Origin of the sequence: Acinetobacter sp. WCHAc010034, assembly GCF_001696615.3 — a bacterium.
Taxonomy (GTDB): domain Bacteria; phylum Pseudomonadota; class Gammaproteobacteria; order Pseudomonadales; family Moraxellaceae; genus Acinetobacter.
The window spans coordinates 1,138,521-1,162,140 of sequence record NZ_CP032279.1 but is presented as its reverse complement, the minus strand read 5'-3'; the positions used below and the strand labels follow the sequence as shown (position 1 = coordinate 1,162,140).

Genomic DNA, 23,620 nt, shown 5'->3' with positions numbered 1-23,620 from the left:
GGGCGTCAGGATGGACAGCTCAATTTTAAGAATACAGCGCAGCGGATGGACTGAATAAAACCGGGCGGTTCCAACTGGACCAAATATTGCAAGGAAAAACCGCCATGATCGGCATGGCAAAAAAAGGAGCTGTTTTTTGCGCTTGAACGGTTTGTAGGATGAATAATAAGCCACCGCGCTTATTATTTATATAAATTACAAAAGCGTAAAAACAGCAAAGCAGTATGGGATTTTTCCTGTAAATATATGCAATCATGGAAAAGTTTGCATTGAAGCAAAAAAAAACGCATTTTCATCTGGAGAATATATGAATTTCGCTCAACTTAAAAAACCTGCAGTTCAATACAGTTTAGCCATTGCTGTTTCAGCCATTATGCTGAATTCTGCGCATGCAGCCACAGCTGAGCAAAAGGAAGTTGCGCAGCTGCGCGCTGAAGTTGCGGAACTGAAAGCGCTGATCAAGCAGCAGCAGCAGGTTCAAGTACAGCAGCAGGCTGACATTCAGCAAGTTAAAGCGCGCCCGGCTCCAGCGCCGGTAATGGCGCCTGCAGCTTCGCCGCTGGCATCATTGAAATCTAAAGCTGGCGCAGATGTGAATCTGTACGGTTTTGTCCGCGGTGATGCGAACTACATTATTGAAGGCGCGGATGATGACTTCAACAAAGTATCATCTACAGATGGAAAAACTAAGGATAAATTGCGCGCTACTGCGAAAACAACGCGCTTAGGCTTAGACTTTACATCGCCTGTCGGCGGTGACAATAAAGTCGGCGGCAAGCTGGAAGTTGACTTTGCTGGAACAAATGAAGCGCTTCGCATCCGCCATGCATACTTAACTTACAATAACTGGCTGTTTGGTCAAACCACGTCTAACTTCCTGTCTAATCATGCGCCGGAAATGATTGACTTTGCGACTAACGCTGGCGGCGGCACCGCGCGCGTTCCGCAAGTGCGCTATAACTTCAAGCTTGCGCCGCAAACTCAACTGTTTGTTGCTGTAGAAGAAGGGGACAGCAAGTTTACCCAGCTTGATAAAGATGCTAAACCTGCAGATTCGGCAACTAAATATAGCGTGCCTAGCTTGACAGCTAAAGTAACGCAAGGCTTTGCCGGCGGCAAAGGCGCAGCATCTGCGCGCGCTTTAGTGGAAAATTATAAATCTGCTGATGACAGTGCGGTAGCTTGGGGCTTGGCTGCGGGTACGAGTTTTGAAGTAAGCAAGCAGCTGAAATTGACTGGCGATGTTTCTTATTCTCAGGGCAACAGCAACTATTTATACGGCGCCAATTCCGCTTATGTGCTTGATGGCAAGAATATCGAGCAAAATGAATTTGCAGCTGTTCAAGTAGGCGCGACTTACAAGTTTAATGATAAATTGCGTTCGACTTTAGCTTATGGCGCATTATTTGCTGATGACGGCACTAAATATGCTAAATCTGCATTGAGTGCGAATGCCAACGAAGAAGTGCAGCAGGCGTGGCTGAATGTGATTTATTCGCCAGCGAAGCCGATTGATTTAGGTGTTGAATATGTGAATGGCAAGCGTAAAAACTTTGCCGGCAATTCATTTAATGATGACCGCGTTGGCCTGATGGCGAAGTACAGCTTCTAATTGCAGCTGTAAGCTTTTAAAGAAAAAACAGGAGCGTTATGCTCCTGTTTTTATTTATTTTATTTTTCAATCTGGATTGCTGTAAAATCATCTATAGGCCTTTTTCCGGGAGCAATTTATACAGGCGCGGACAGCGTTTGATGGAAATAATTGTAAAAAAATAAAGATTTTCTATAAAAAAACTGCATAATGTCGCACTTTTATTCATATTGATGGTTGCTCAGAAGCTTTTAGCTGAAATATGAAGCGTTGCATGCCTGCCTTTAATGCATAAAATGAAGGGACAGGCCGTGTTCAGTCATTTTTTGGACGCCGCATTTTAGCGGAATGCACGCCGCTGCTATTTGCTGAGTGAAGCATCAGACGGGCCTGACTTGTGTCTGCGGGCAAGGACAATGCAGATCAATTGTTATTGATTTCCGCATAAAATCCGCGCTTGCTGTTTTAAAGCAAGAATGAACCATAATCTGTATGGACTATTTATTATGGAATTTACTTTTAATGCATTTTATACCTTAATCGCCGCAGTCATTGTTTTGCTGCTTGGACGGTTTCTGGTTAATAAAATTGATTTTTTAAAGCGCTATAACATTCCAGAACCGGTTGCGGGCGGTCTGGTTGCTGCAGTCGTCTCCCTGATTGTGCACAGCTTATGGGGTTACAGCATTACCACCAGCAGCCAGCTGCAAACCAGCTTCATGCTGATTTTCTTTGCGTCGATCGGCTTAAGCGCCAACTTTGCCAAGCTGCGGGAAGGCGGCCTTGGACTGGTTGTTTTCCTGGTTGCAGTCGCTTCATTTATTGTGGTGCAGAATTTTGTCGGCATCAGCCTGGCGACTTTGCTGGGCATTGATCCGCTGATTGGCCTGATTGCGGGTTCTATTACCCTGACTGGCGGCCACGGCACTGCGGGCGCCTGGGGCGAAATTCTGGAAACCCAGCACGGCATCCAAGGCGCGCTGGCGCTGGGCATGGCAAGCGCGACATTCGGCTTGATCATTGGCGGCATTATTGGCGGCCCGTTGGCGAAATTGCTGATCAACCGCTATGAACTGGCTACGCCGCGCACCAATGAGCAGATTAAGAAGAGCGACGACACGCCGCTGGCGGATATCAATTCAACGGAATATGTGCCGTTTGAATATCCACACCGCGTGCGCTTGATCACCGCAGACAACGCCATCACGACATTGGGCCTGTTTGCCGGCTGTTTGGCTTTCGCCGAATTCATGACCGGCTACAGCAAAGGCACCATGTTTGAGCTGCCGACTTTTGTCTGGGCATTGGCGGGCGGTGTGCTGCTGCGCAATATCCTCGAAGGCATTTTCAAGGTTCAAATTTTTGACCGCGCCATTGATGTATTCGGCAACGCTTCACTGTCGCTGTATCTGGCCATGGCATTGCTTTCACTGAAACTGTGGCAGCTGGCCGATTTGGCTGGCCCGCTGGTTGTGATCCTTGGCGCGCAGACGCTGACGATGGCGCTGTATGCGGCGTTCATTACCTTCCGCGTTATGGGCAAAAACTATGATGCTGCGGTATTGGCGGCGGGGCATTGCGGTTTCGGCATGGGCGCAACGCCGACAGCGGTTGCAAATATGCAGGCGATTACCAATATGTATGGCCCATCGCATAAAGCCTTTCTGATTGTGCCATTATGCGGCGCATTCTTTGTCGACCTTATTAACGCGACCGTGATTCAGCTTATTCTTAAGTTCTTCGCGTAACAGTGGTCTTAAAAAAAGCCTTGTACAGGGCTTTTTTTAAGCTTGTCAATATTTAGGCTGTAGAGGGATTCACAGTGAATGAACAATTAAATGAAGCCTTGCTTGCCTTGGTGAATAAGCTGAATGGCCCCTTATGGGACTTTCTGGTTATTTTTCTGGTTGCGGTAGGCATTTTCTATACCGTGATTACGGGCGCCGTGCAGCTGCGCTTATTCGCGCACAGCCTCAAGGTGATGAAAAACAGCCGCAAGGCAGGCGATGATGACCACGGCATTACGCCGTTTCAGGCCTTTGTTACCGGCTTAGCCAGCCGTGTCGGGGTGGGCAACGTTGCCGGTGTTGCCATCGCTATTGCGATTGGCGGCCCGGGCGCCGTGTTCTGGATGTGGATTACCGCATTTTTAGGCATGAGTTCAGCATTTGTAGAATCCTCGCTGGCGCAGCTGTTTAAAGTGCGGGACACTGAAAATCAGCAGTTCCGCGGCGGGCCGGCGTATTACATTACCAAAGGCCTGAAGCAGAAATGGCTGGGCGCGCTGTTTGCAGTGACGCTGATTTTTACTTACGGCTTTGTGTTCAATGCCGTGCAGGCCAATGCCATTACCGGCGCAACCTCGCATGCCTGGGGCTGGGACCGGGCCAATCTGACCTTGGAGCTTGGCGGCCTGCATCTGGTAGTTTCATGGGTCGGCCTGTTTCTGGTGCTGATGACTGCCCTGATTATTTTTGGCGGGATCAAGCGCATTGCCAAAGTCGCTGAAAGCTTTGTACCGCTGATGGCAGCGCTGTATCTGGCTGTGGCTTTGTATATTGCCGTCATCAATTTCCAGATTCTGCCTGATATTTTCAAGCTGATTTTCAGCAAGGCCTTTGAGTTTGATGCGGCTGCCGGCGGCTTCTTTGGCGCCATGGTGTCTATGGCCATGATGATGGGCATTAAGCGCGGCCTATTCTCAAATGAAGCGGGCATGGGTTCTGCGCCGAATGCGGCTGCGGCTTCAGATGTGAAGCACCCTGTTAATCAGGGCCTGGTGCAAATGCTGGGGGTATTTGTTGATACCTTCGTGGTGTGTTCATGCACAGCCATCATTATTCTGGCTTCCGGCCTGTATGAAAATGCCGGCTTTGAAGGCGTAGCCTTGACGCAGATGGCGCTGGAAAGCCAAATCGGCAGCTGGGGCGATGACTTCCTGGCGGTTATTCTGTTCCTGTTCGCCTATTCATCGGTGATTGGCAACTATGCCTATGCCGAAGGCAATGTACAGTTCCTGAATAACAATGCCAAAGTCATGTTCACATTCCGCGTGTTTGTGCTGCTTATGGTGTATTTCGGTTCAGTCATGAGCGTGCCGCTGATCTGGAATATGGCGGATTTGTTCATGGGCGTTATGGCCAGCATTAACTTGTTCTCTATTTTGCTGCTGACTCCATTCCTGCTGATGCTACTGAAGGACTATACTTCGCAGCTGAAGCAGGGGGTGAAAGAGCCGGTATTTAAGCTGGACAATCATCCTAAATATAAAGACAAGGTTGATTCCGACATCTGGTAATGCAAAGCCGGAAATAACCGCTAAAAAGCCTCAGTCATGAGGCTTTTTTTATGGGCGTGTCCCGTCAGTCCGCTTAGCCGGCGGCGGCATCAGGCAAGATTTAATCAAAGCCCCGCAGCATAGAGCGTTCCTCCCGGCAGGTTTTGAATGGACGGTTTTTCGATTATAATTTGACTGCATGGCCGTGTAACGAATCATAACAGTGATTGGGTTTTGACCGCTTTAGACTGTGCTTCTTGCAAGACAATCAATCAATGCCGTTGGAAAATCCATAGTGAATATGAAATTTGCTTTTGCTGCTTTGGCCTGCGCCAGCCTTGCCGGCTGCCAAACAATCGCGTCTCAGCCTGCAGATGCCGCGGCGCCTGTGCTGGCGGAAAAAGCGCCGGCCTTGGCGGTAGCGGAAGCCTATGCCGGCAAAGACCGCATTGACTTTAAAAAGCTGAAGCAGCAGGAAAAGCGCCCGATTATTGCCCTGGTGCTGGGCAGCGGCGGCGCGCGCGGCTATGCGCATATTGGCGCAATTCAGGTGCTTGAAGCCAACGGCATTAAGCCGGACTTTATCGTCGGCACAAGTGCGGGCAGCATCGTCGGCTCGCTGTACGCTTCAGGCAAATCAGCAGCGGAATTGCGCGAAGTGGCGCTCAGCATGAAGCCGAATGATGTCCGCGATATCCGCCTGGACAAAAAAGGCGTGCTGGACGGCAAAAAAGTCGAAGACTATGTCAATGAGCAGGTCAATGACACTCCGCTGGAACTGCTGAAAATTCCAATGTATGTGGTGGCGACCGAGCTGCAGCAGGGCAGAAAAACGGTTTTTAATGCCGGCAATACCGGGCAGGCGGTGCGCGCTTCAGTTTCCATTCCCAGCATGTTCATTCCCGCGGTGATCAATCATGAGGAATATGTCGACGGCGGGCTGGTCAGCCCGGTTCCGGTGGATGTCGCCCGCGATTTAGGCGCCGATATCATTATTGCCGTGGATATTCTGGCCCAGCCGATGCATACGGAAACCAGCAATGTCTGGGGCCTGTTTAACCAGAACATCAATATCATGCAGTACTATCTAGCCAAAGAAGAGCTGAAGCGCGCGGATGTGGTGATTCAGCCGGATATCCGCGAGAAGGCGCATATTTTTGACGTGAAAGGCCGGGAAGCCACCATGCAGGCGGGCATTGAGGCGGCTGAACTGAAGCTGAATGAGCTTTCCCGCGCCTATGCTGCGCATAAATATGCGCAGGGGCATAAAATCATGCAGTTCAGCGCCCAGCAGTAAGACACAGCCTGCATTTCAAAAGCCGTGCATCAATCTCCGGCGGTTTGTATTATAATATTTTGATATTTAAAATTATATTTGACCGGTTTTTGAGCTTTAGGGGCGGCTGTCCAGTTTTTTGATTGGCTATGCGTGCTGAAGCAGAGCTGCTGAGCGCTTAAACCGGTTGCTGGAATTAAGGCGGGGTTGAAATGCAGACATTGAAGATTGGCCAGCAAGTCACTTTAGCCTTTATGGAGCCGCGGGTTTTCAGGGTGACTGCAGTGAACATTGACGGCTCCTACAGCATTGAAACCCAGCTGGACCATCTGCAGGGCGGCCCGCAGAAATTAAGCTATGACAATGTCCCTCTGGAAATGCTGAAGGTCTTAGCGCCAGTCTTATAATTGCCCAGCCTGCAGCTTTTAAGGGCATAGCTGATTTCTGCCTGTATCTTTTTGTAATATCCGATGCAAGGCGCTGTGAGGGATTTGCTGTTAAATGCGCTAAATCCGCTTAATACTCAGCCATTTAATGAAAATATATATGTTTTCCTGAATGGCTGCGCAATCACTATAAATAATAGTGATGATTTTTTTGCCGGCAAGAACATTTTATTTAGATTAAAAACGATATAATAATCACACTTATCAATGCTATTCGACCGAGTCTAGAGAAACGCGATGTCCCCATTAGATCAAATTGCTCCAGTATTAGATGACCAGTCTGAGTTAACTATGTCCGTCCTGATGACCCCGGACATGGCCAACTTTTCAGGCAATGTGCATGGCGGAACTATTCTGAAACTGCTGGATCAAGTCGCTTATGCATGCGCCAGCCGCTATTCAGGCAGCTATGTGGTTACGCTGTCGGTAGATAAAGTGAATTTTAAAGAGCCGATTCATGTGGGTGAATTGGTGACTTTCCTTGCCAGCGTGAACCATGTCGGCCGCACTTCAATGGAAATCGGCATCCGCGTGGAAGCGCAGAATATTCAAAAGCGCACCGTGCGCCATACCAACAGCTGCTATTTCACTATGGTGGCGGTCGATGAAAGCGGCAAGCCGAAGCCGATTCCGGCGCTGAATTTGGACAATGACTGGAAGCGCTGCCGCTTTGAAGCGGCGGAACAGCGCAAAATCGCGCGCCTGCAGGAAAATCATCATCCATCCTGCAGCATTTACAAGAAGTCAGCACACAGCTGATTTGCTGCTGAAAATTAAGACCGCTGCATGGCGGTCATTTTTATTGGCTGCATGCCTCACCGGGAACTGCGCGGCCATCTGCGGCCGCAGCGCTCATCCGCATCTTGGCGCAAAGCAGGGCAGGCCAAAGGCATTATTGAACCCGGTTTAGATACAGCCCGTCTACCGTCATGCTCCACATGCCGCTGCTGTTCAGATGCGGCGCTTCAGACACGGTAAAGTCTGAACTGAATGGGCCAAAGCCAACCTGAATCCGGTTGCCTTCAAAGGCTTTGATCGGGCCTGAAATTGCGGTGCTGGAATTAACCTGCTGCCTGCTGTAGTCCAGGCGCCCATCGGCGCTGATGGTCAGCTGCACGCTGCTGTCGTCATTTTGCCAAGTTCCGGCATAATTGCGCTTGTCTTGCGGCAGGGGTTCTGCGCATGCGCTGAGCAGCAGAGTTACAGCGGCTGCCGTAAAAGCGGTTTTGAGCATAGTATTGTCCTAAGCGTTTCTTCTTCTACTGATTTTCTGATTGTATTCGCCGCAGGGGCAGTGCCGATTTTAGCAGTCCGCAGGCAGCGGATTCAATTGAAATTTGATGCCTGAATGCTGAATTTTCATAAGCCCTTCAGCGTCTTAGGCTGAAAGCGGCAGGCGCGGTTCCGCCTGCGCCGGCCATGCATCAGGCTGGATAAGCAGGGCATCGCCTTGCTGCCTAGGCCGTCTGCAGCTTGCGCGGCCAGCAAATGAAAAACAATCAAGCGCAGAAGGGCAGTCCGCCCCGCATGGCAAGCCGGCATGCACCGCTGCCCGCGCGCAGAGCTTGCAAGCGCCGGCGCTTAGCGCTATAAGAGGTGCAAATTGAACAGTCTGCAGCAGGTGATCTTGTGAAGCTCATTTCCGCCCCCAGGGCGATTCCCGTGCATATTATTTCCGGCTTTTTAGGCGCGGGGAAAACCACGCTGCTGAAGCATCTGCTGAGCCAGAAGCCTGAAGGCGAAGTCTGGGCGGTGCTGATGAATGAGTTTGGCCAGATTGGCGTCGATCAGCAGCTGCTGCCGCAGGATCAGGGCTTTGCGGTAAAGGAGCTGCTCGGCGGCTGCCTGTGCTGCAGCAGCCAAATGCCGATGCAGCTTGCGCTGTCGCGCCTGCTGTCGGAGGCCAAGCCAGACCGCCTGTTTATTGAGCCGACCGGGCTGGGGCACCCTGCGCAGCTGCTGGAGCAGCTGACCGAACCGCATTGGCAGGCGCACCTCAGCATGCGCGCCTTGGTGACGGTGGTGGACGGCTCGCGGCTGCATGACAGCGCGTGGAGCCAGCAGAATCTATATGCCGACCAGCTGAAAGCGGCGCAGATTATTGCCGTATCGCATGCGGACTGCATGAGCGCAGCCGATCAGCAGGCGTTGGCTGCGCTTCAGGCCGAATACCAGCCCTATCAGCAGGCTTGGCTGCCGGCGCCAATGGGCCAGCTGGATTTGGCTGCGGTTGATATTGCTTATGCAGGCGCGGTGCGCAAAATTCAGCCCCTGCTGCAGCTTCAGAAAAAGCTCCAGGCTGCCGAAGCGCTGCCGGAAATCAAGCAGCTGCCGTACCATTATGTCGAAACCGCGCAGGGCTGCAGTGTGGCGGGCTGGAAAATGCCAAAGCGCTGGATTTTTGATTTTTACGCGCTGCTGGATCTGCTCTGCGAACAGCGCGACTGGCTGCGCATTAAAGGCATTTTCCATACGAATGCCGGCTGGAAAAGCTTTAATTTCAATCCGGAGCAGTTCAATTACCAAACGGCCGAAGAAAATATTGATAACCGGCTGGAAATTATCTACCGGCAGCCGCGCGAATGGCTGGAATTTGAAACGCAGCTGATGAACTGCCACGCGAATGAGGGAAAATAGCACAATCTTCCCCTGCAAAAGCCGGCTAAATCTTATATGCTAGGCGCCAAATTTGAGGACTTTTTTATGGCGCTGAAAGCAACAATTTATAAAGCGGACTTGAACATTGCCAATATGGATGTGCATCAGTATGCGGATTTCCAGCTGACTATGGCGCTGCATCCGTCAGAAACCATTGAGCGCCTGATGGTGCGCATTCTGGCCTTTGCCCGCTATGCCGGCGAAGCGCTGGAATTTACCAAAGACCTGTTTGAAACAGACGAGCCGGCCTTGTGGGAAAAAGACCTTACCGGCCAGCTGGTGAAATGGATTGAAGTCGGCAGCCCGGACGAAGACAAAGTCAAAAAAGCCTGCGCGCGCTGCAGCCGGGTGGCGATTGTGACTTACGGCACTGCGGTGGATGAATGGTACAAGCGCAACAGCAAGCTGAAAACTTTAAAGAATCTTGAAGTCTGGAAGCTTTCCACTGCGACTACCGAAGCGGTTCAGGCCTTGTGTGAGCGTACAATGCAGCTGCAGCTGAACGTGATGGACGGCGAATGGACGTTAATCGGCGATAGCGCGCAAGCCGTAATTGAGTGGGAACAGCTGCAGTAGCCCGGCAGCCTCAGCTGGCCGGCATGCAAGTAAATTTTACTGAAAGGCGCCTGCGGGGCTTGCATCTTTCAGGCAAAGCTGGGTATATCTGAAGCAGGAAAATTACACTAAAGGCCGAGCATGCCTGCTGACTTGTATCATCTGCTGATTGCATTGGGGATTGGCGCGGTTATTGGCGCAGAGCGCGAATACCGCAGCAAGTCTGCGGGGCTGCGCACCATGATTATGGTGAGCATGAGCTCCTGCCTGTTTACCATTCTGTCTTTGAAAATCGGCGTTGCCAACCCGGACCGGCTGGCGGCCAATATCCTGACCGGCCTCGGCTTTTTGGGCGCAGGGGTGATTTTCAAGGATGAAAACCGCATTTCCGGCATTACCACCGCAACCACCATCTGGATGACCGCGGCCATCGGCATGGCGGTGGGCGCAGGCTATATTGTGCTCAGCCTGTTCGCAGCCTTTATTGTGCTGATTGTGCTGATCCTGCTGATTTATGTGCAGGAGCGCATTGAAGACCTGCATCAGGCGCGCACTTACCGCATTGTCTGCGCCTATCAGCAGGAAACGCTGGACAAGTATGAAGAGCTGTTTAAGGAATACGGCATGCAGGTGATCCGTAATACGCAGCATAAAACCGAGCATAAAATCACCGGGCGCTGGGTGCTGATCGGCCCGGCAGCCAATCACCGCAGGCTGACTGAGTATTTATTGGATGATCAGAGCATTACGGAACTGAGCTTTTAGCCAATCGGGCAATAAAGGCTAAGTAATTTTCCGGCAGCTGCTTATAATGCAGCGGTTCAGGATTTTATTTTTTAGATGCATGCAGGTACACAGCGATGTCAAATGAATTGGAAATTATTGATTTAAAAATCGGCGAGGGCAAAGAAGCGGTTAAAGGCGCGCTCATCACCACGCACTATACCGGCTGGCTGGAAGACGGCACTAAGTTTGATTCATCGGTTGACCGCGGCAGCTATTTTGAAACTGTGATTGGCACCGGCCGCGTGATTAAAGGCTGGGATCAGGGCATTATGGGCATGAAAGTCGGTGGCAAGCGCAAACTGATTGTGCCTGCGCATCTGGCTTACGGCTCACGCAAAATGGGCAATATCATTCCGGCGAACTCCAATCTGATTTTTGAAATTGAGCTGTTTGATGTCAAAACCCGCGACTGATTTTTAATCCGGCGCGGCGCGCAGCGGCAAGGATGCTGCTGATCAGCAAATGAAAAAAAATATTTGGAAATCGCCAATTTTAACCGTACATTAAGCGTATAAATAACAATATTCAGGAACTCAAGCACGTTGCTTTACTTGCATGATGCAATCCGTTTTTTCTGGATTTTTTTACTTCTCAGCTGCGCCATCATTTTCGGGCATTCTTCCGCGCATGCCCAGTATGAGCCTGCGCCGCCGTCTTTTTACCAGCAGCACAGCGAATACATCAACAGCGTCGATTTTACCGAAGACAGCAGCGTGCCGCTGCAGGGGCAGTGGCTGTTCTATCCGCAGCAGTTCCTGACAGAATCCAGCGCCGTGCTGGCGCCGCGGGTGGTCAGCCTGCCGGCCTCATTCAAAGAGCTGACCGGAAGCAATCAGAATTACGGCACCTTTGTCGGCTACTTTAAAATGCCCAAAGCCTTTATCGGGCGGCGCATTGCAATCAAAATTCCGAATCAGTACGGCGCTTACCGGGTGTATTTAAACGGCGACCTGCTTGTGCGCCTGGGTGATGTCGGCAAAACGCCGGCAGCGCAGGTCACTGAAAATGCGCCGCGGATCGCTTATTTTGTGGCGGAAAATGAATATTTCACCTTAAGCATTCAGGCCTCGAATTTTTCCACGCTGCATGGCGGCATTGAAAATCCGATGCGCATCGGCGTAGCCCAAGTAATCAACCGCCAGTTCCAGCAGCTGATGATGAGCATCGCCATGGTTTGCGGCGCGGTGCTGGGCATTGGCCTGTTCACCATTCTGTTTGCGGTTTTCCGCGGCTCAAAGCAGCGCAACAGCAAGAGCATCTTTGTCTTCGGCATCTTTATTGTGTTTCTGGCGCTGCATAACATGTTTTCCGCGCCCTATGCCTACACGGCCTTTACCAATATCAGCTGGCTGTGGGGCACGCGGCTGGAATACCTGTTTACCTACTGTGCCATTCTGTTTTTCATCAGCTATATTCACCTGCTGAACCGAAGATACCTGCATCCGTTGAACTATCAGACCGCCATGCTGCTGCTGGCGCTGAATATTGCCGTGACCCTGGTTTCCGTGCCGGAAATTTTTGAGCCGCTGGCGCTGTACAGTTCGGCGTTCAGTCTGTCTGTATTGGCGAATTTCGCCTATGGCTTTTACCAGACCCTGAAGCATGGCGAAGCTTATTCGGTGCTGAACCTGTGCGCGGTGATTTTCCTCTGCGTGACCTTTTTAAATGATTTCCTGCTGATGATGAACTGGATTGATTCGGTCAATCTGTCGTTTATTTCCACCAGCCTGTACGCGCTGCTGATCATGTTCCAGCAGTCCAGAAATTACGCCTATCACACTTACTATACCGAGCAGCTGAACAATACTTTGATGGAGCTGAACAGCCTGCTGGATCAGAAAGTCAAGGCGCGCACCGAGCAGCTGCATGAGCTGAATGCCAAACTGGAGCATCAGGTTAAAATTGACGCCCTGACCGGAGCATACAACCGCCGCGCCTTGAATGATGAAATTCAGCAGCGTTTTGCAGAAACCCTGCGCCAGCATCACGGCACCTTGATTTTTGCCATGCTGGATGTGGATTATTTCAAAAACTACAATGATTACTACGGCCATCTGAAAGGCGATGAAATCCTGCAGCAGCTGGTGCAGGTGATTTCCGCGCGCTTGCCGCCGTCGGCTTTCCTGGCGCGCTATGGCGGTGAAGAATTTGCAATTGTGATGCAGAATGTACCGTTTCCGGCCGCTGCGGAACTGCTGGACGCGGTTTTGGATGCTGTCCGCCGGCAGCGCTTTGAGCATTGCCGCAGGCAGGACGCCAAGGCTTATGTCACCATCAGCATGGGGGTGGCTTGCATGCACCGCCAGCAGCGCTATGCCGATATTCATGCCCTGATGAAGTCTGCCGACGCGCAGCTGTACGCCGCCAAGCAGGCGGGGCGCGACCGGCTGCAGGCTGTTTAAGCGGTGCAGCGCAGACTTGGCGCAGCGTTTTTTATTTTGATCTAAAAGGTCATAATCTGTTTAAAAAATATCCGCCTGCGCCGTGTTATGATCAGGCTGAATGAGTAGGAAAGCATCTGCGGGATTCGGCTATGGTCAAACTGTTACTGCTGCTCTGCATTTTGACCGCAGCCGCCGCGGCTTGGGTCATTGCGGTAAAAATATATAAAACACAGCAGTTTATCCGGAAGCGCTCAAAATATGCGGCGCCGCCGGAGCGCGCCGGGGTGACGGATGCGCCGCCGCGCGCCCGCGCGGAACAGCAGGCGGATGCCGAAGAGCAGCGCCTGTTTGATGACATTGCCGAACTGTTCATGCAGCGGCCTCAGCTGCATGGCCTTGCTGAAGCGGAACAGCTGCAGGCCAGCCTGCTGCGCAAAATGCCGGCCAATTCCACAAGCCAGATCCGCAAAATGGATTTAGGCGAATGGTCCATTTACTGGGCCTTGGGCGGGCAGTCTTTGGAATACTATGCCGGAAAGTATGGCGTATTCTATGCGCATGTTGACCGCTTTGGCGCAGAGCGCCGGCAGGAAATCCGCGTTCAGGATTCCGCCAGCTGATGCAGATTCAGCTGATGCAGGATGCGCGCCTGCAGCAGGGCCAGATAATTCTGCTCGGGGCGGATGCGGCTCATTAAAATCGCGCCTTCATAATCGGCAACCGAAAGCGCAGCCCACTGCGCAGCGCGCTGCTCATCCATGCCTTGCCGGAAAAATTCATAAAAGGCCTGTTCCCAGTCCTGAAAAATGGCCCTGACTTTTTCCGCAATCTGCTCCGGCAGGTTCGGCCGTTCCGCGCTGAGCATGCCGGCCAGGCAGCCGGTGCCGCCGGAACTGAAAAAATGCGCCGCGCCGGCATGCGCCTGCAGATAGGCGGCGGCCAGATCCTCATGCGGGCGGCGCAGCTGCTGAAACAGGCTCTTGCGCAGCTGCTGGTGCGTGGCTTCTAAAATCTCATGCAGCAGGGCGTCCTTGCTGCTGAAATCATAGTAAAAAGCGGCCTTGCTCAAGCCGCAGGCCTGCGCCAGCCGGCTGACGCTGGCGGCGGTATAGCCATGCTGCTTGAAGCACAGCGCGGACCGCAGCAGCAGCTGTTCGCGGCTGAGCTTACGCGGGCGCATGGGCAGGCTGTCCTGAAGGCTGCATTTGCGCAAACTGCTGCAGCGCCTGATCCCAGATTTTTTCCGCGCCTTTGCGGAAATAGCCCATATGGCCGATTTCCCTCAGGCCGTAGTCCTGCGCCGCCATGTCGATAAACTGCAGGGGCGCATTGCGGTAATGCTGCATGAAGGCATGGCGCGATGCCGGCAGCGCCCAGTCATCATCCAGCGCGGAAACGGCGAAAATCGGAGTCTTCACCTGCGCATACTGGCTGTGCAGCGCCTGCTGTTCCGGGTCGGCAAAGAAATACGTCGGGTTCCTGCACCATCTGCGCCACTGATGATAGACATCGGCCGGCAGGTCTGCGCCCATGTTCAGCCGGCTCCACGGCAGATAGCCGGCAGCCGCCACCATCGGCGGGAAAATGATATTCCAGATGACCTGAACTTTAACTTTTTCCTTCAGCGGCATATAGCCGTGCCAGCCGGCGCCGGTGCCGTAGCACTGCATGGCCTGCACCAGATGATGATTGCGCGCAAGCCCCAGCGCCTGCCCGCCGTATGAATGCCCAATCATGTAAACCGGCAGGCCGTCTTTGGCCAAAACGTCAATCGCGCTGCTGAGGTCATAGCGCCCCCAGTCCAGATAGGACATGCGGAAGCCTTTCAGGCTGTCCGGCGCAGACTTGCCAATGCCGCGGTAGTCAAAGGTCAGCACCTGAAAGCCCCGCCGCGCGGCGTATTCGGCAAAGCGGCGGTAAAAGCCCTGCGGCACGCCGGTCGCGCAGGACACCACAATGCTGGCTGCGGCCTGCGGCGCTGCATACAGCGTGCCGGTCAGCGCATAGCCGTCGGCTGCGCTGAATTGGATTTCAGTGCTGCGCACAGGAATGTCCGGGCTGGACTGAGTCTGAGGATGTGAGTTTTTCATGGCGGCTTGGGTCCGGATGATTGCTGTGAGTTTTAAATTTACTTGCCTTGAAACTTCGGGTCGCGGCGCTGCAGCATGGCCATAACGCCTTCCTGAGCGTCTTCGGAACGGAGCAGCGGCTGCAGATGCTGCTGCAGCCGGGCAAAGGCGGCTTCAGGGCCCTGCATTACGCCCTCCTGCGCGGAAGCCAGTGTGGCCTGCACCGCCAGCGGGGCGGCGCGGCAAATCTGCTCCGCCAGCTCAATGGCGCGGGACAGCGGCGGGGCTTCGGTAATTTCATTAATCAGATTCATCTCCAGCGCGGCCTGTGCGGAAAAGCGCTCGCCGGTCAGCAGGAAGCGCATGGCTTTGGCCCAGCCGGCCGCCTGCACAAAGCGCACCGTGGCGCCGCCGAAGGGCAAAATGCCGCGCTGCACTTCCATCTGGGCAAACTGGCAGTTGTCCTGCGCAATCACCAGATCGGCGTTCAGCATCAGTTCAATGCCTGCAGTAAAGCAGTAGCCCTGCACGGCGGCGATCACCGGCTTGGCGCGCTTTCTTGCGCCGGTGCCCCAGGGGTTGATCTGATTTTCCGCAAAATCGAATACGCCCGAGGCAAGCTTGGGCTGCAGTTCCGCAAGATCAAGGCCTGCGGTAAAATGTTCGCCGTGCGCAAAGATCACCGCGCAGCGCAAGCCGGGATGATTTTCATATTCGGTAAGCGCCAAAGACAGCTCATGAATCATCTGGCTGTCAAAGGCGTTGCGCTTTTCTGCCCGGTCGAGGCCAATCAGCATAACCTGCCCGCGGATTTCATGGCTGACGTTTCCTTGATGCTGCATATTCTTGTCCTTCTGCTGTGATTTTTTTATGTACTGATACTTTTTAAACGGCAGTTAGAATACTGTCAATTCATAAAGTGTGACTGCGCAATTCAGCAGCGGGAAAGGCTTAAAAACACCAGAAAAGATGATCCGGCTTTGGCCGCGGCGCTATACTGGCGCAGCAGGGCTGCAGCCATTTGGGGGATAGCATGCTGATAGACTTTCAGCTGGAACAGCAGAAAAAATTTGATGCGCTGGCGCGCCGCATTCTGGACAATCCGCAGGCTTATTTAAGCTTTGATTCAATTGCAGATTTTTATGCAGCCCCGTGGCTGCAGCGGTTTCCGCGCGGCACGGTGTGGACGGCAGCCGGCCTGGACGACGGCGCGGAAGAATACTGCATCCTGATTCAGTATCAGGCGCAGCATTTGCGGATAGACTATGGGCCGCAGCTGGCCGCTGCGTTGCTGGACCGGCAGGGCGTCAGGCATCACTGCCTATTTAAAAAGCGGCCGTGATTCTTTAAAATAGGCGCGCAAGCCAAAGATGCACTTCCAGCGTTGCCTGCAGAGGGATTGTCCGGTTTTGGACATCATGGCGGCATTTCATTGCCATACAGTCAATGACAGCGCCAGAACAGCAGGATTAAATGGGCGCGCAAGATTTTCACTGCGCATTTGACGCGAAATAAGAACAACTAAGACGGATACTCAACAGGAACTCAAAAATGGCACATCAATTTACTGTCAACGTGGCAATTCAGGGCGTTTCACTGGAAGACTTCAAGCGCCTGGCCGCCGATACCTCCTTGCATGAAGCGGTATGCAGGCGCATTCCCGGCGAAAATCTGGAAATTCTGGAATCGCAGAAAACTGGGGATATGTATACCTTAAAGCGCGCTTATAATTTGGATGTCAATATTCCGGACATCGCAAAAAAACTGCTGAAGGATGCCTTCCGCCTGCACCGCACCGATGTCAGCGACTTGGCCAAGATGACTTCGGAAGTGATTTTAGACCCGAACCTGCCGCTGGAAGCGCGCTGCCAGCGCCAAGTGACCGGCGATGCATCACAGATTCAGTTCCAGCTGGAATGGACGGTGAAAGTGAAAGTTCCGCTGATTGGCGGCCTGCTGGAAAAGCATGCAGAAGCTGAAATCCGCCGTTTCAGCCAGCTGGAGCTGGAAATTGTGGAAGATGAGCTGCGCAAGAATTTGTCAGCTTAAGAAGATCTGCCTTGCTCCGAAGCGGACTGAGGCTGATTTGCAGAATGCCCGGTGCGCCTCATCGGGCATTTTGCATTTTATGCGGCGGCGCGGCCGGCCATGCGGGCTATTTGAAAACCATAAAAGCGGCTGCAGATACTCGGCAGAATGATCGGCCTATTTTTCCTGCTAATGCTCACTTAAAAACGCAGAAAATACGGCAGCATGGATAATGCAATGCCAATCATGCTGAGAAAAATGCTGCTTTCGATAAAATAGGGGAAAATCATTAGCGCTAAGCCTGCAGCAAAGGGCACCGTCATTTTCTGCTTTTTGCCATACAGAAAGTAGCCTAAGCCAATCGAGCTGAAGATAACGCCGAGAAAAAGCTGGGTCGCATTCATTGTGATGTGCCGAAGGTTATTTTTATCAGGTAAATATTATGCCAAGATTCTTAAATGAAAATGATAGAAGCTGAATTAAATATCCAATACGATGCTATTCATTATTCTTGCAAAAAAATTATAGGTTCCGATGAGCGTGATTTTACCTGTAGCGCAGCGTGGCGAAGAGATTTTAAAGCTTAAAGCGGCGTCCGTCGCAGACGCGGAATTTAACAGTGAATGGCTGCGGCAGCTGTCTTCTGCTATGCATGCCACCATGCTTGAGCGTAATGGCGTAGGCGTCGCCGCACCGCAAGTGTATATTTCCAAGCGGGTGATTATTGTGGCATCGCGTCCGAATCTGCGTTATCCAGATGCGCCTGAAATGGAGGCGGTGGTGATGGTTAATCCCGAAATTTTAGCGTTTTCTCAAGCTGTGTGTTTGGGGTAAGAGGGCTGTTTAAGCGTGCCGAATGAGCGCGGGCAAGTTGAGCGTGCGCAAAGCATACGGGTGCGTTATTTCACACTAAATGGCAAGAAAGTTGAGGCGGAATTTTCAGGTTTTCCTGCCCGTATTATTCAGCATGAAGTTGATCATTTGGATGGGGTGCTGTTTGTAGACCGATTGACTGCTTAAAAATTATCAAATGATGAAACCCTATAATAAAAACTTAAAGCAGCCGTCTCGTGATTTGCGCAGCAGTATGACGGATGCAGAACAGCTGCTGTGGCAGAGATTAAGGCGTAAGCAAATTTTAGATCTGCAGTTTTATAGGCAGAAGCCGATGCTAAATTTTATTGTGGATTTTTATTGCCCAGCAGCGAATTTGGTAATTGAGTGTGATGGAGGGCAGCATTACACAGAAGAGGGTTTAGATGCAGATCAAAATCGGGATAAGGCTTTGAGTGAATTAGGGCTTATGGTTCTAAGATTTTCAAATAGTCAGATTTTGACTGAAACGGATGCTGTTGTAGAGCAGATTTATTGTGTTGCGGAGTTTAGGCTGGAATCCCCCTAAATCCCCCTTTTGCAAAGGGGGACTTCACGCGAATTTAATGTCGGTATTCAATTCGCGGAACTCCCTCCTTTTTAAAGGAGGGTTGGGGAGGATTAGCTATTTTAGAGATCATCAATTTGATCGTATTCTGTGTCAATTTGATTCGTGGTGTAATGTATAGTCTGAGTATGAAAATCATCTGCTTGAGTTTTATATTGTGCAAAAAATACAGGATTATTTGGTGTGCTTTTAGAAAGACTTAGATCTATATAAGTAACCTCGTAACAATCTGGTTCTCGCCTAACAATTTCGGCTAGTTTTTGCAAATATGGTGAGAACTTTTGATATTCTAGTTTTAAAGTAGAAGGATCAACTGCTAATTCAGTGATAGGTGCTATAGAATATTTATATTTTACATTAGTTTGAAATTTATCTTTTATTTGTGTAGCTTCTAGTTCAAAAGAATTCTGTTTTAATTTCATTTGAAAATATTTTACGTTGCGCCCTTGTAAAGTCTGCATTATCTGCTCTATATCATCTTTTGGGGCTTTTAATCCAAAATATATAGCTGTTACGGCTCTGAAATCGTATATATTTGAGCCCTGATTTTCTGTAATGACCCGTAATTCATTTTCGTAATTCCAACGTTGAGATTTAAATCCAAGCATTATTTTAATTAATTTATCAGGATCATTTTGATTTATAACAGTTGAAAGATCAAAATTAGGAATTTTATTTGAATATTGGATATCGAAAAAGCGATGTTTAGGGTCCTGCTTTGATAAAAGTTTTTCCAGATTATATTCTATACAAAAACCTTTATGACTATCAGCATAATGTGCCCAAAGAAGTTCATCATTATAACACTTACTTAATGAGAAAATACCAAGCTTGGTATCTTTCATATCTATAATATTTGTAAGGCTTTGCTCAATTAAAGCTATATTGTTTTTGTGTTGATAAAAAACATTCTTGAGAATGTTAATTTGTTGTTGATAACTATTGCTAGTTATTAGTCCTTCGCAAGGGTCGTTGAGTTGCTTTGTATTTGATGCCCAAAACTCATTATTTTTTAAGGACTTTAAATCTCTTTCAAATGCACCGCCACGATATTTATATACAAACATATGTAAACTCTTCTGGGTTTATTAAAATTATAAGTCTATATTGTTATTTTTCTGAAATTCAATTGTAATCATTTTTGCTTATATTAATCCCTCCCAACCTCCCTTTAAAAAAGGGAGGAGCTGTCACGTAATTCATTTAATCACATGATAAAGTCCCCCTTTGCAAAAGGGGGATTTAGGGGGATTCTAAGATTAACAAATCAAGAAACCGAATCATCCAAATTCGGCGCTAACCAGCGCTTCGCCTCATCCAGCGTCCAGCCTTTACGCTGCGCATAATCTTCCAGCTGGTCGCCGGAGATTTTGCCCACATTAAAGTATTCACTTTGCGGGTTGGCATAGTAAAAACCGCTGACAGATGACGGCGGCCACATCGCAAAGCTGCTGGTCAGGTAGGTGCCAATCTTATCGGTCGAACCCAGCCAGTTAAACAAAGAGGCTTTCTCAGAGTGTTCAGGGCAGGCAGGGTAGCCCGGCGCAGGGCGGATGCCGACATACTTTTCTTTAATCAGCTCTTCATTAGACAGCTGCTCATCGGCCTGATAGCCCCAGAACTCCTTGCGGATGCGTTCATGCAAATGCTCCGCAAAAGCTTCGGCAAAACGGTCACCTAAAGATTGCGCCAAAATTGCAGAATAATCATCCCCTTTGGCCTTGTACTCATTGGCCATTTCTTCCGCGCCAAAAATTGACACGGTAAAGCCGCCCAAATAATCCTGCGCCTGATCTTTCTTCGCCACAAAGTCCGCCAGCGACAGGTTCGGCTTGCCGGTGACTTTGTCAGACTGCTGACGGATATGATGGAAGGTGTGAGTCACCGCAGCGCCATTTTCATCGTACACTTCTACAGAATCTGCAGCAGAACGGTTGGCCGGGTAGATGCCAAACACTGCACGTGCATCGAAGCGTTTATTCTCAATGATGTCTTTCAGCATCTCTTGCGCTTGATTGTACAAGTCAGTTGCCGCTTCACCGACCACTTCATCTGTTAAGATTGCTGGGAATTTACCCGCCAAACTCCATGAAATAAAGAATGGTGTCCAGTCAAAATATTCCACCAACGTTTCAAGCGGATAATTGGTGATGGTCTGCGTGCCGATAAAGTTTGGCTTGGCAGGCTTATGGGCTGCAAAGTCAATTTTCAGGCCATTTTCAACAGATTCAGCATAAGTCAGCTTGGCTGCTTTCGGCTGCTTATTGGCAATACGCTCACGCACTTTTTCATATTCAGCACGCGTTTCTTCAACAAACTTCGGCTTCATTTCTTTGGACAGCAATGTCGTTGCCACACCCACCGCGCGCGAAGCATCGGCCACGTAAATCACCGCATCATTTGAATATTGCGGGTCAATTTTAACGGCGGTATGCGCTTTGGATGTGGTTGCGCCGCCAATCAATAGCGGAATGTTAAAGCCCTTGCGCTGCATTTCCTTGGCGACAAACACCATTTCATCCAGCGACGGCGTAATCAGGCCGGACAGGCCGATAATATCGACTTTTTCATCAATTGCGGTCTGCAGGATTTTTTCCGCAGGCACCATCACGCCCAAGTCCACAATGTCATAGCCGTTGCAGCCCAGCACCACGCCGACAATGTTTTTGCCGATATCATGCACGTCGCCTTTCACGGTAGCCATCAGCACTTTGCCTTTGGACTGGCTGCCGGATTTTTCCGCTTCAATGTACGGGTTCAGCCAAGCCACCGCCTGCTTCATTACGCGGGCGGATTTCACCACCTGCGGCAGGAACATTTTGCCTGAACCGAACAGGTCGCCGACCACGTTCATGCCGTCCATCAGCGGGCCTTCAATCACGTCCAGCGGGCGCTTGGCCTGCAGGCGCGCTTCTTCGGTATCTTCATCAATAAATGCGGTGATGCCTTTGACTAAGGCGTATTCAAGGCGCTTTTCAACCGTGTCATTGCGCCATTCAAGGTTTTCAACCTGCTTTTGCGCAGCGCTTTGGCCGCGGTACTGTTCAGCCACTTCAAGCAGCTTTTCAGTGGCTTCCTGGCCGCTTTCGCCCTGATTCAGGTTCAGGACAACGTCTTCAACCGCGTCTTTCAGCGCTTTAGGAATGTCATCGTAAATCGCCATCTGGCCGGCATTGACAATGCCCATGGTCATGCCTTGCTTGATGGCATGATAAAGGAACACTGAGTGAATTGCTTCACGCACCGGCTCGTTGCCGCGGAACGAGAACGACACGTTGGACACGCCGCCGGAAATCATTGCATGCGGCAGGTTCTGCTTGATCCAGCCGGTCGCTTCAATGAAGTCCACCGCATAGTTGTTGTGCTCTTCAATGCCGGTTGCCACGGCAAATACGTTCGGGTCAAAAATGATGTCTTCAGCAGGGAAGCCTACATCATTGACTAAAACATCATAAGAGCGCTTGCAGATTTCGCGCTTGCGGGCAGCTGTATCGGCCTGGCCGGTTTCATCAAAGGCCATGACAATAATGGCCGCGCCGTACTGGCGGCACAGGCGGGCTTTTTCGACAAACTCGTTATAGCCTTCTTTCAGCGAAATGGAGTTCACCACCGGCTTGCCCTGCACGCATTTCAGGCCGGCCTCAATGATTTCCCATTTCGATGAGTCAATCATGACCGGCACTTTGGAAATTTCAGGCTCAGACGCCACCAGATTCAGGAAATGCACCATCGCATTCTGCGAATCCAGCATGCCTTCATCCATGTTGATATCGATGATCTGCGCGCCGGCAACCACTTGCTGCAAGGCAACATCCAGCGCTTCGGCAAAGTTTTCTTCACGGATCAGGCGCAGGAATTTTTTCGAACCCGTCACGTTAGTGCGTTCACCAACGTTCACAAACAGAGAATCATCGGTAATGTTGAACGGCTCTAAACCGCTTAAACGGCAAGCAGGTTTGGTTTCAGGCACTTGGCGTGGCTTGATGTCTTTTACAGCATTGTAAATGGCGCGGATATGATCAGGGGTTGTACCGCAGCAGCCGCCTGTGATGTTGATCAGGCCGCTTTCCGCAAATTCTTTAATAAATGCCGCCGTTTCTTCAGGGGTTTCATCATAGCCTCCGAAAGCGTTCGGCAGGCCTGCGTTCGGATGCGCGGAGACAAAAGTGTCGGCAACGTCAGACACGGTTTTGATGTGCGGGCGCATGGCGTCTGCGCCCAGCGCGCAGTTGAAGCCGATGGACAGCAGGTCGCCGTGGCGCACCGAGTTCCAGAAGGCTTCGGCGGTCTGGCCAGTCAGGGTGCGGCCTGAAGCATCGGTAATGGTGCCGGAAATCATCAGCGGCAGTTCGCGGCCAATCTGCTGGAAGACTTCCTTCACCGCAAAAATGGCCGCTTTGCAGTTCAGCGTATCAAATACGGTTTCGATCAGCAGAATGTCTGCACCGCCTTCAATCAGCGCGTGCGCGGCTTCAATGTAGTTTTCTTTCAGTTCATCAAAGGTAATGTTGCGGAAAGCCGGGTCGTTGACATTCGGTGAAATGGAGCAGGTGCGCGATGTCGGCCCCAGCACGCCCGCGACAAAGCGCGGCTTGTCCGGCGTGGAGTATTTTTCGCAGGCGGCTTTGGCCAGGCGGGCGGCTTCGAAGTTGATTTCATGCACCAGATCTTCCATATGGTAATCTGACATGGAAACGCGGGTGCCGTTGAAGCTGTTGGTTTCAATGATGTCTGCGCCTGCATCCAGATAGGCTTCGTGAATGCCCTGAATAATCTGCGGTTGGGTCAGTACCAGCAGGTCATTATTGCCTTTGAGGTCAGAGGCCCAGTCTGCAAAACGCTCGCCGCGGTAGTCGGCTTCTTCTAATTTATGGCGCTGAATCATGGTTCCCATCGCACCGTCAATAATCAGGATGCGTTTGGCGAGAAGCGCTCTCAGCGTGGCAAGCGTGGACATAAATAACCCCAATCCGATGGAATATAAAATCGGCGATATATTAACAGAATTCAGGCGCTTTTTACGGATACTCGCCAGTTATGGGCTGCGCTGAACCAGCTTTGCTGAATATTTAGCCGTAGCGCCCTGCGCAGAATAGCCAGCCAAAGCGG

Annotated in this window: 22 protein-coding genes and 1 pseudogene; 16 read left to right on the top strand and 7 right to left on the bottom strand. The window is 51.0% G+C overall.

Going from position 1 to position 23,620, the window contains the following annotated elements; genetic code table 11:
* The first annotated feature begins 307 nt into the window (after positions 1 to 307).
* The 6 genes from BEN74_RS07145 to BEN74_RS07120 all read left to right on the top strand — a co-directional run bounded on the left by BEN74_RS07145 (position 308) and on the right by BEN74_RS07120 (position 7,349).
* Positions 308 to 1,612: a DcaP family trimeric outer membrane transporter gene (locus tag BEN74_RS07145; protein WP_068907297.1), complete on the top strand. Its 1,305-nt coding sequence runs from the start codon at positions 308 to 310 to the stop codon at positions 1,610 to 1,612.
* A gap of 485 nt (positions 1,613 to 2,097) precedes the next feature.
* Entirely contained in the window at positions 2,098 to 3,339 is a 1,242-nt protein-coding gene (gene gltS / locus BEN74_RS07140) for a sodium/glutamate symporter (RefSeq protein WP_068907299.1), read from the top strand.
* Between the two features lie 74 nt (positions 3,340 to 3,413).
* On the top strand, positions 3,414 to 4,889 hold the full coding sequence (locus BEN74_RS07135) for an alanine/glycine:cation symporter family protein (protein WP_068907302.1): 1,476 nt from the start codon (positions 3,414 to 3,416) through the stop codon (positions 4,887 to 4,889).
* Positions 4,890 to 5,169: 280 nt separating this feature from the next.
* Positions 5,170 to 6,165, top strand: coding sequence for a patatin-like phospholipase family protein (locus BEN74_RS07130; protein ID WP_086374318.1), 996 nt, complete (start codon positions 5,170 to 5,172; stop codon positions 6,163 to 6,165).
* A gap of 191 nt (positions 6,166 to 6,356) precedes the next feature.
* A complete protein-coding gene (locus BEN74_RS07125; protein ID WP_068907304.1) occupies positions 6,357 to 6,551 on the top strand; it encodes a hypothetical protein in 195 nt (64 codons plus the stop codon).
* Positions 6,552 to 6,827: 276 nt separating this feature from the next.
* Positions 6,828 to 7,349 (top strand): acyl-CoA thioesterase, encoded by a 522-nt coding sequence (locus tag BEN74_RS07120; RefSeq protein WP_068907307.1) that lies wholly within the window; start codon positions 6,828 to 6,830, stop codon positions 7,347 to 7,349.
* Positions 7,350 to 7,482: 133 nt separating this feature from the next.
* On the opposite strand, the gene BEN74_RS07115 is transcribed toward BEN74_RS07120, so the two are convergent.
* Positions 7,483 to 7,824 carry a hypothetical protein gene (locus BEN74_RS07115; RefSeq protein WP_068907309.1) on the bottom strand — a complete coding sequence of 114 codons (342 nt, stop codon included), beginning with the start codon at positions 7,822 to 7,824 and terminating at the stop codon, positions 7,483 to 7,485.
* A gap of 395 nt (positions 7,825 to 8,219) precedes the next feature.
* Between BEN74_RS07115 and BEN74_RS07105 the strand changes: the two genes are divergently transcribed.
* From BEN74_RS07105 to BEN74_RS07080, 6 genes are all read left to right on the top strand, one after another.
* On the top strand, positions 8,220 to 9,227 hold the full coding sequence (locus BEN74_RS07105; RefSeq protein WP_068907456.1) for a CobW family GTP-binding protein: 1,008 nt from the start codon (positions 8,220 to 8,222) through the stop codon (positions 9,225 to 9,227).
* Between the two features lie 66 nt (positions 9,228 to 9,293).
* Positions 9,294 to 9,824: a YaeQ family protein gene (locus BEN74_RS07100; RefSeq protein ID WP_068907458.1), complete on the top strand. Its 531-nt coding sequence runs from the start codon at positions 9,294 to 9,296 to the stop codon at positions 9,822 to 9,824.
* A gap of 120 nt (positions 9,825 to 9,944) precedes the next feature.
* The gene (locus BEN74_RS07095; RefSeq protein ID WP_068907313.1) at positions 9,945 to 10,568 is read left to right on the top strand and encodes an MgtC/SapB family protein; all 624 of its coding nucleotides are present in this window, start codon (positions 9,945 to 9,947) and stop codon (positions 10,566 to 10,568) included.
* Positions 10,569 to 10,663: 95 nt separating this feature from the next.
* On the top strand, positions 10,664 to 11,002 hold the full coding sequence (locus BEN74_RS07090; protein ID WP_068907315.1) for an FKBP-type peptidyl-prolyl cis-trans isomerase: 339 nt from the start codon (positions 10,664 to 10,666) through the stop codon (positions 11,000 to 11,002).
* Between the two features lie 129 nt (positions 11,003 to 11,131).
* Positions 11,132 to 12,991: a GGDEF domain-containing protein gene (locus BEN74_RS07085; protein ID WP_068907318.1), complete on the top strand. Its 1,860-nt coding sequence runs from the start codon at positions 11,132 to 11,134 to the stop codon at positions 12,989 to 12,991.
* Between the two features lie 131 nt (positions 12,992 to 13,122).
* Positions 13,123 to 13,593, top strand: coding sequence for a hypothetical protein (locus BEN74_RS07080; protein WP_068907321.1), 471 nt, complete (start codon positions 13,123 to 13,125; stop codon positions 13,591 to 13,593).
* On the opposite strand, the gene BEN74_RS07075 is transcribed toward BEN74_RS07080, so the two are convergent.
* The 3 genes from BEN74_RS07075 to BEN74_RS07065 are packed head-to-tail and all read right to left on the bottom strand — an operon-like array spanning position 13,575 to position 15,884.
* Positions 13,575 to 14,153 (bottom strand): TetR/AcrR family transcriptional regulator, encoded by a 579-nt coding sequence (locus tag BEN74_RS07075; protein WP_068907323.1) that lies wholly within the window; start codon positions 14,151 to 14,153, stop codon positions 13,575 to 13,577. The genes BEN74_RS07080 and BEN74_RS07075 overlap by 19 nt on opposite strands.
* On the bottom strand, positions 14,140 to 15,063 hold the full coding sequence (locus BEN74_RS07070) for an alpha/beta fold hydrolase (RefSeq protein WP_068907325.1): 924 nt from the start codon (positions 15,061 to 15,063) through the stop codon (positions 14,140 to 14,142). The genes BEN74_RS07075 and BEN74_RS07070 overlap by 14 nt, the downstream gene beginning before the upstream one ends.
* Positions 15,064 to 15,101: 38 nt before the next feature.
* Positions 15,102 to 15,884 carry a crotonase/enoyl-CoA hydratase family protein gene (locus tag BEN74_RS07065; protein ID WP_068907328.1) on the bottom strand — a complete coding sequence of 261 codons (783 nt, stop codon included), beginning with the start codon at positions 15,882 to 15,884 and terminating at the stop codon, positions 15,102 to 15,104.
* A 191-nt stretch (positions 15,885 to 16,075) separates the two neighbouring features.
* On the opposite strand from BEN74_RS07065, the gene BEN74_RS07060 reads away from it, so the two are divergent.
* The gene (locus BEN74_RS07060) at positions 16,076 to 16,384 is read left to right on the top strand and encodes a hypothetical protein (protein WP_068907330.1); all 309 of its coding nucleotides are present in this window, start codon (positions 16,076 to 16,078) and stop codon (positions 16,382 to 16,384) included.
* A gap of 209 nt (positions 16,385 to 16,593) precedes the next feature.
* Positions 16,594 to 17,091 carry a DUF2505 family protein gene (locus tag BEN74_RS07055; protein ID WP_068907332.1) on the top strand — a complete coding sequence of 166 codons (498 nt, stop codon included), beginning with the start codon at positions 16,594 to 16,596 and terminating at the stop codon, positions 17,089 to 17,091.
* A gap of 179 nt (positions 17,092 to 17,270) precedes the next feature.
* On the opposite strand, the gene BEN74_RS07050 is transcribed toward BEN74_RS07055, so the two are convergent.
* Positions 17,271 to 17,474: an amino acid transport protein gene (locus BEN74_RS07050; RefSeq protein ID WP_068907335.1), complete on the bottom strand. Its 204-nt coding sequence runs from the start codon at positions 17,472 to 17,474 to the stop codon at positions 17,271 to 17,273.
* Between the two features lie 130 nt (positions 17,475 to 17,604).
* Here BEN74_RS07050 and def point away from each other — a divergent pair.
* A pseudogene (gene def / locus BEN74_RS07045) lies at positions 17,605 to 18,090 on the top strand (peptide deformylase).
* Positions 18,091 to 18,103: 13 nt separating this feature from the next.
* Positions 18,104 to 18,472: an endonuclease domain-containing protein gene (locus BEN74_RS07040; RefSeq protein ID WP_068907460.1), complete on the top strand. Its 369-nt coding sequence runs from the start codon at positions 18,104 to 18,106 to the stop codon at positions 18,470 to 18,472.
* A 101-nt stretch (positions 18,473 to 18,573) separates the two neighbouring features.
* Here the strand turns inward: BEN74_RS07040 and BEN74_RS07035 are convergent, their stop codons facing one another.
* Both BEN74_RS07035 and metH read right to left on the bottom strand, forming a co-directional pair.
* The gene (locus tag BEN74_RS07035; protein ID WP_068907337.1) at positions 18,574 to 19,578 is read right to left on the bottom strand and encodes a DUF2971 domain-containing protein; all 1,005 of its coding nucleotides are present in this window, start codon (positions 19,576 to 19,578) and stop codon (positions 18,574 to 18,576) included.
* Between the two features lie 200 nt (positions 19,579 to 19,778).
* The gene (metH, locus tag BEN74_RS07030; protein WP_068907339.1) at positions 19,779 to 23,468 is read right to left on the bottom strand and encodes a methionine synthase; all 3,690 of its coding nucleotides are present in this window, start codon (positions 23,466 to 23,468) and stop codon (positions 19,779 to 19,781) included.
* Positions 23,469 to 23,620: the final 152 nt, after the last annotated feature.

Coding starts and splice junctions, on each gene's coding strand:
- gltS (WP_068907299.1), top strand. CDS start 2,098: ATGGAATTTACTTTTAATGCATTTTATACCTTAATCGCCGCAGTCATT.
- BEN74_RS07080 (WP_068907321.1), top strand. CDS start 13,123: ATGGTCAAACTGTTACTGCTGCTCTGCATTTTGACCGCAGCCGCCGCG.
- BEN74_RS07090 (WP_068907315.1), top strand. CDS start 10,664: ATGTCAAATGAATTGGAAATTATTGATTTAAAAATCGGCGAGGGCAAA.
- BEN74_RS07060 (WP_068907330.1), top strand. CDS start 16,076: ATGCTGATAGACTTTCAGCTGGAACAGCAGAAAAAATTTGATGCGCTG.
- BEN74_RS07050 (WP_068907335.1), bottom strand. CDS start 17,474: ATGAATGCGACCCAGCTTTTTCTCGGCGTTATCTTCAGCTCGATTGGC.
- BEN74_RS07070 (WP_068907325.1), bottom strand. CDS start 15,063: ATGAAAAACTCACATCCTCAGACTCAGTCCAGCCCGGACATTCCTGTG.
- BEN74_RS07130 (WP_086374318.1), top strand. CDS start 5,170: ATGAAATTTGCTTTTGCTGCTTTGGCCTGCGCCAGCCTTGCCGGCTGC.
- BEN74_RS07100 (WP_068907458.1), top strand. CDS start 9,294: ATGGCGCTGAAAGCAACAATTTATAAAGCGGACTTGAACATTGCCAAT.
- BEN74_RS07040 (WP_068907460.1), top strand. CDS start 18,104: ATGAAACCCTATAATAAAAACTTAAAGCAGCCGTCTCGTGATTTGCGC.
- BEN74_RS07120 (WP_068907307.1), top strand. CDS start 6,828: ATGTCCCCATTAGATCAAATTGCTCCAGTATTAGATGACCAGTCTGAG.
- BEN74_RS07055 (WP_068907332.1), top strand. CDS start 16,594: ATGGCACATCAATTTACTGTCAACGTGGCAATTCAGGGCGTTTCACTG.
- BEN74_RS07095 (WP_068907313.1), top strand. CDS start 9,945: ATGCCTGCTGACTTGTATCATCTGCTGATTGCATTGGGGATTGGCGCG.
- BEN74_RS07065 (WP_068907328.1), bottom strand. CDS start 15,884: ATGCAGCATCAAGGAAACGTCAGCCATGAAATCCGCGGGCAGGTTATG.
- BEN74_RS07125 (WP_068907304.1), top strand. CDS start 6,357: ATGCAGACATTGAAGATTGGCCAGCAAGTCACTTTAGCCTTTATGGAG.
- BEN74_RS07115 (WP_068907309.1), bottom strand. CDS start 7,824: ATGCTCAAAACCGCTTTTACGGCAGCCGCTGTAACTCTGCTGCTCAGC.
- metH (WP_068907339.1), bottom strand. CDS start 23,468: ATGTCCACGCTTGCCACGCTGAGAGCGCTTCTCGCCAAACGCATCCTG.
- BEN74_RS07145 (WP_068907297.1), top strand. CDS start 308: ATGAATTTCGCTCAACTTAAAAAACCTGCAGTTCAATACAGTTTAGCC.
- BEN74_RS07035 (WP_068907337.1), bottom strand. CDS start 19,578: ATGTTTGTATATAAATATCGTGGCGGTGCATTTGAAAGAGATTTAAAG.
- BEN74_RS07075 (WP_068907323.1), bottom strand. CDS start 14,153: ATGCGCCCGCGTAAGCTCAGCCGCGAACAGCTGCTGCTGCGGTCCGCG.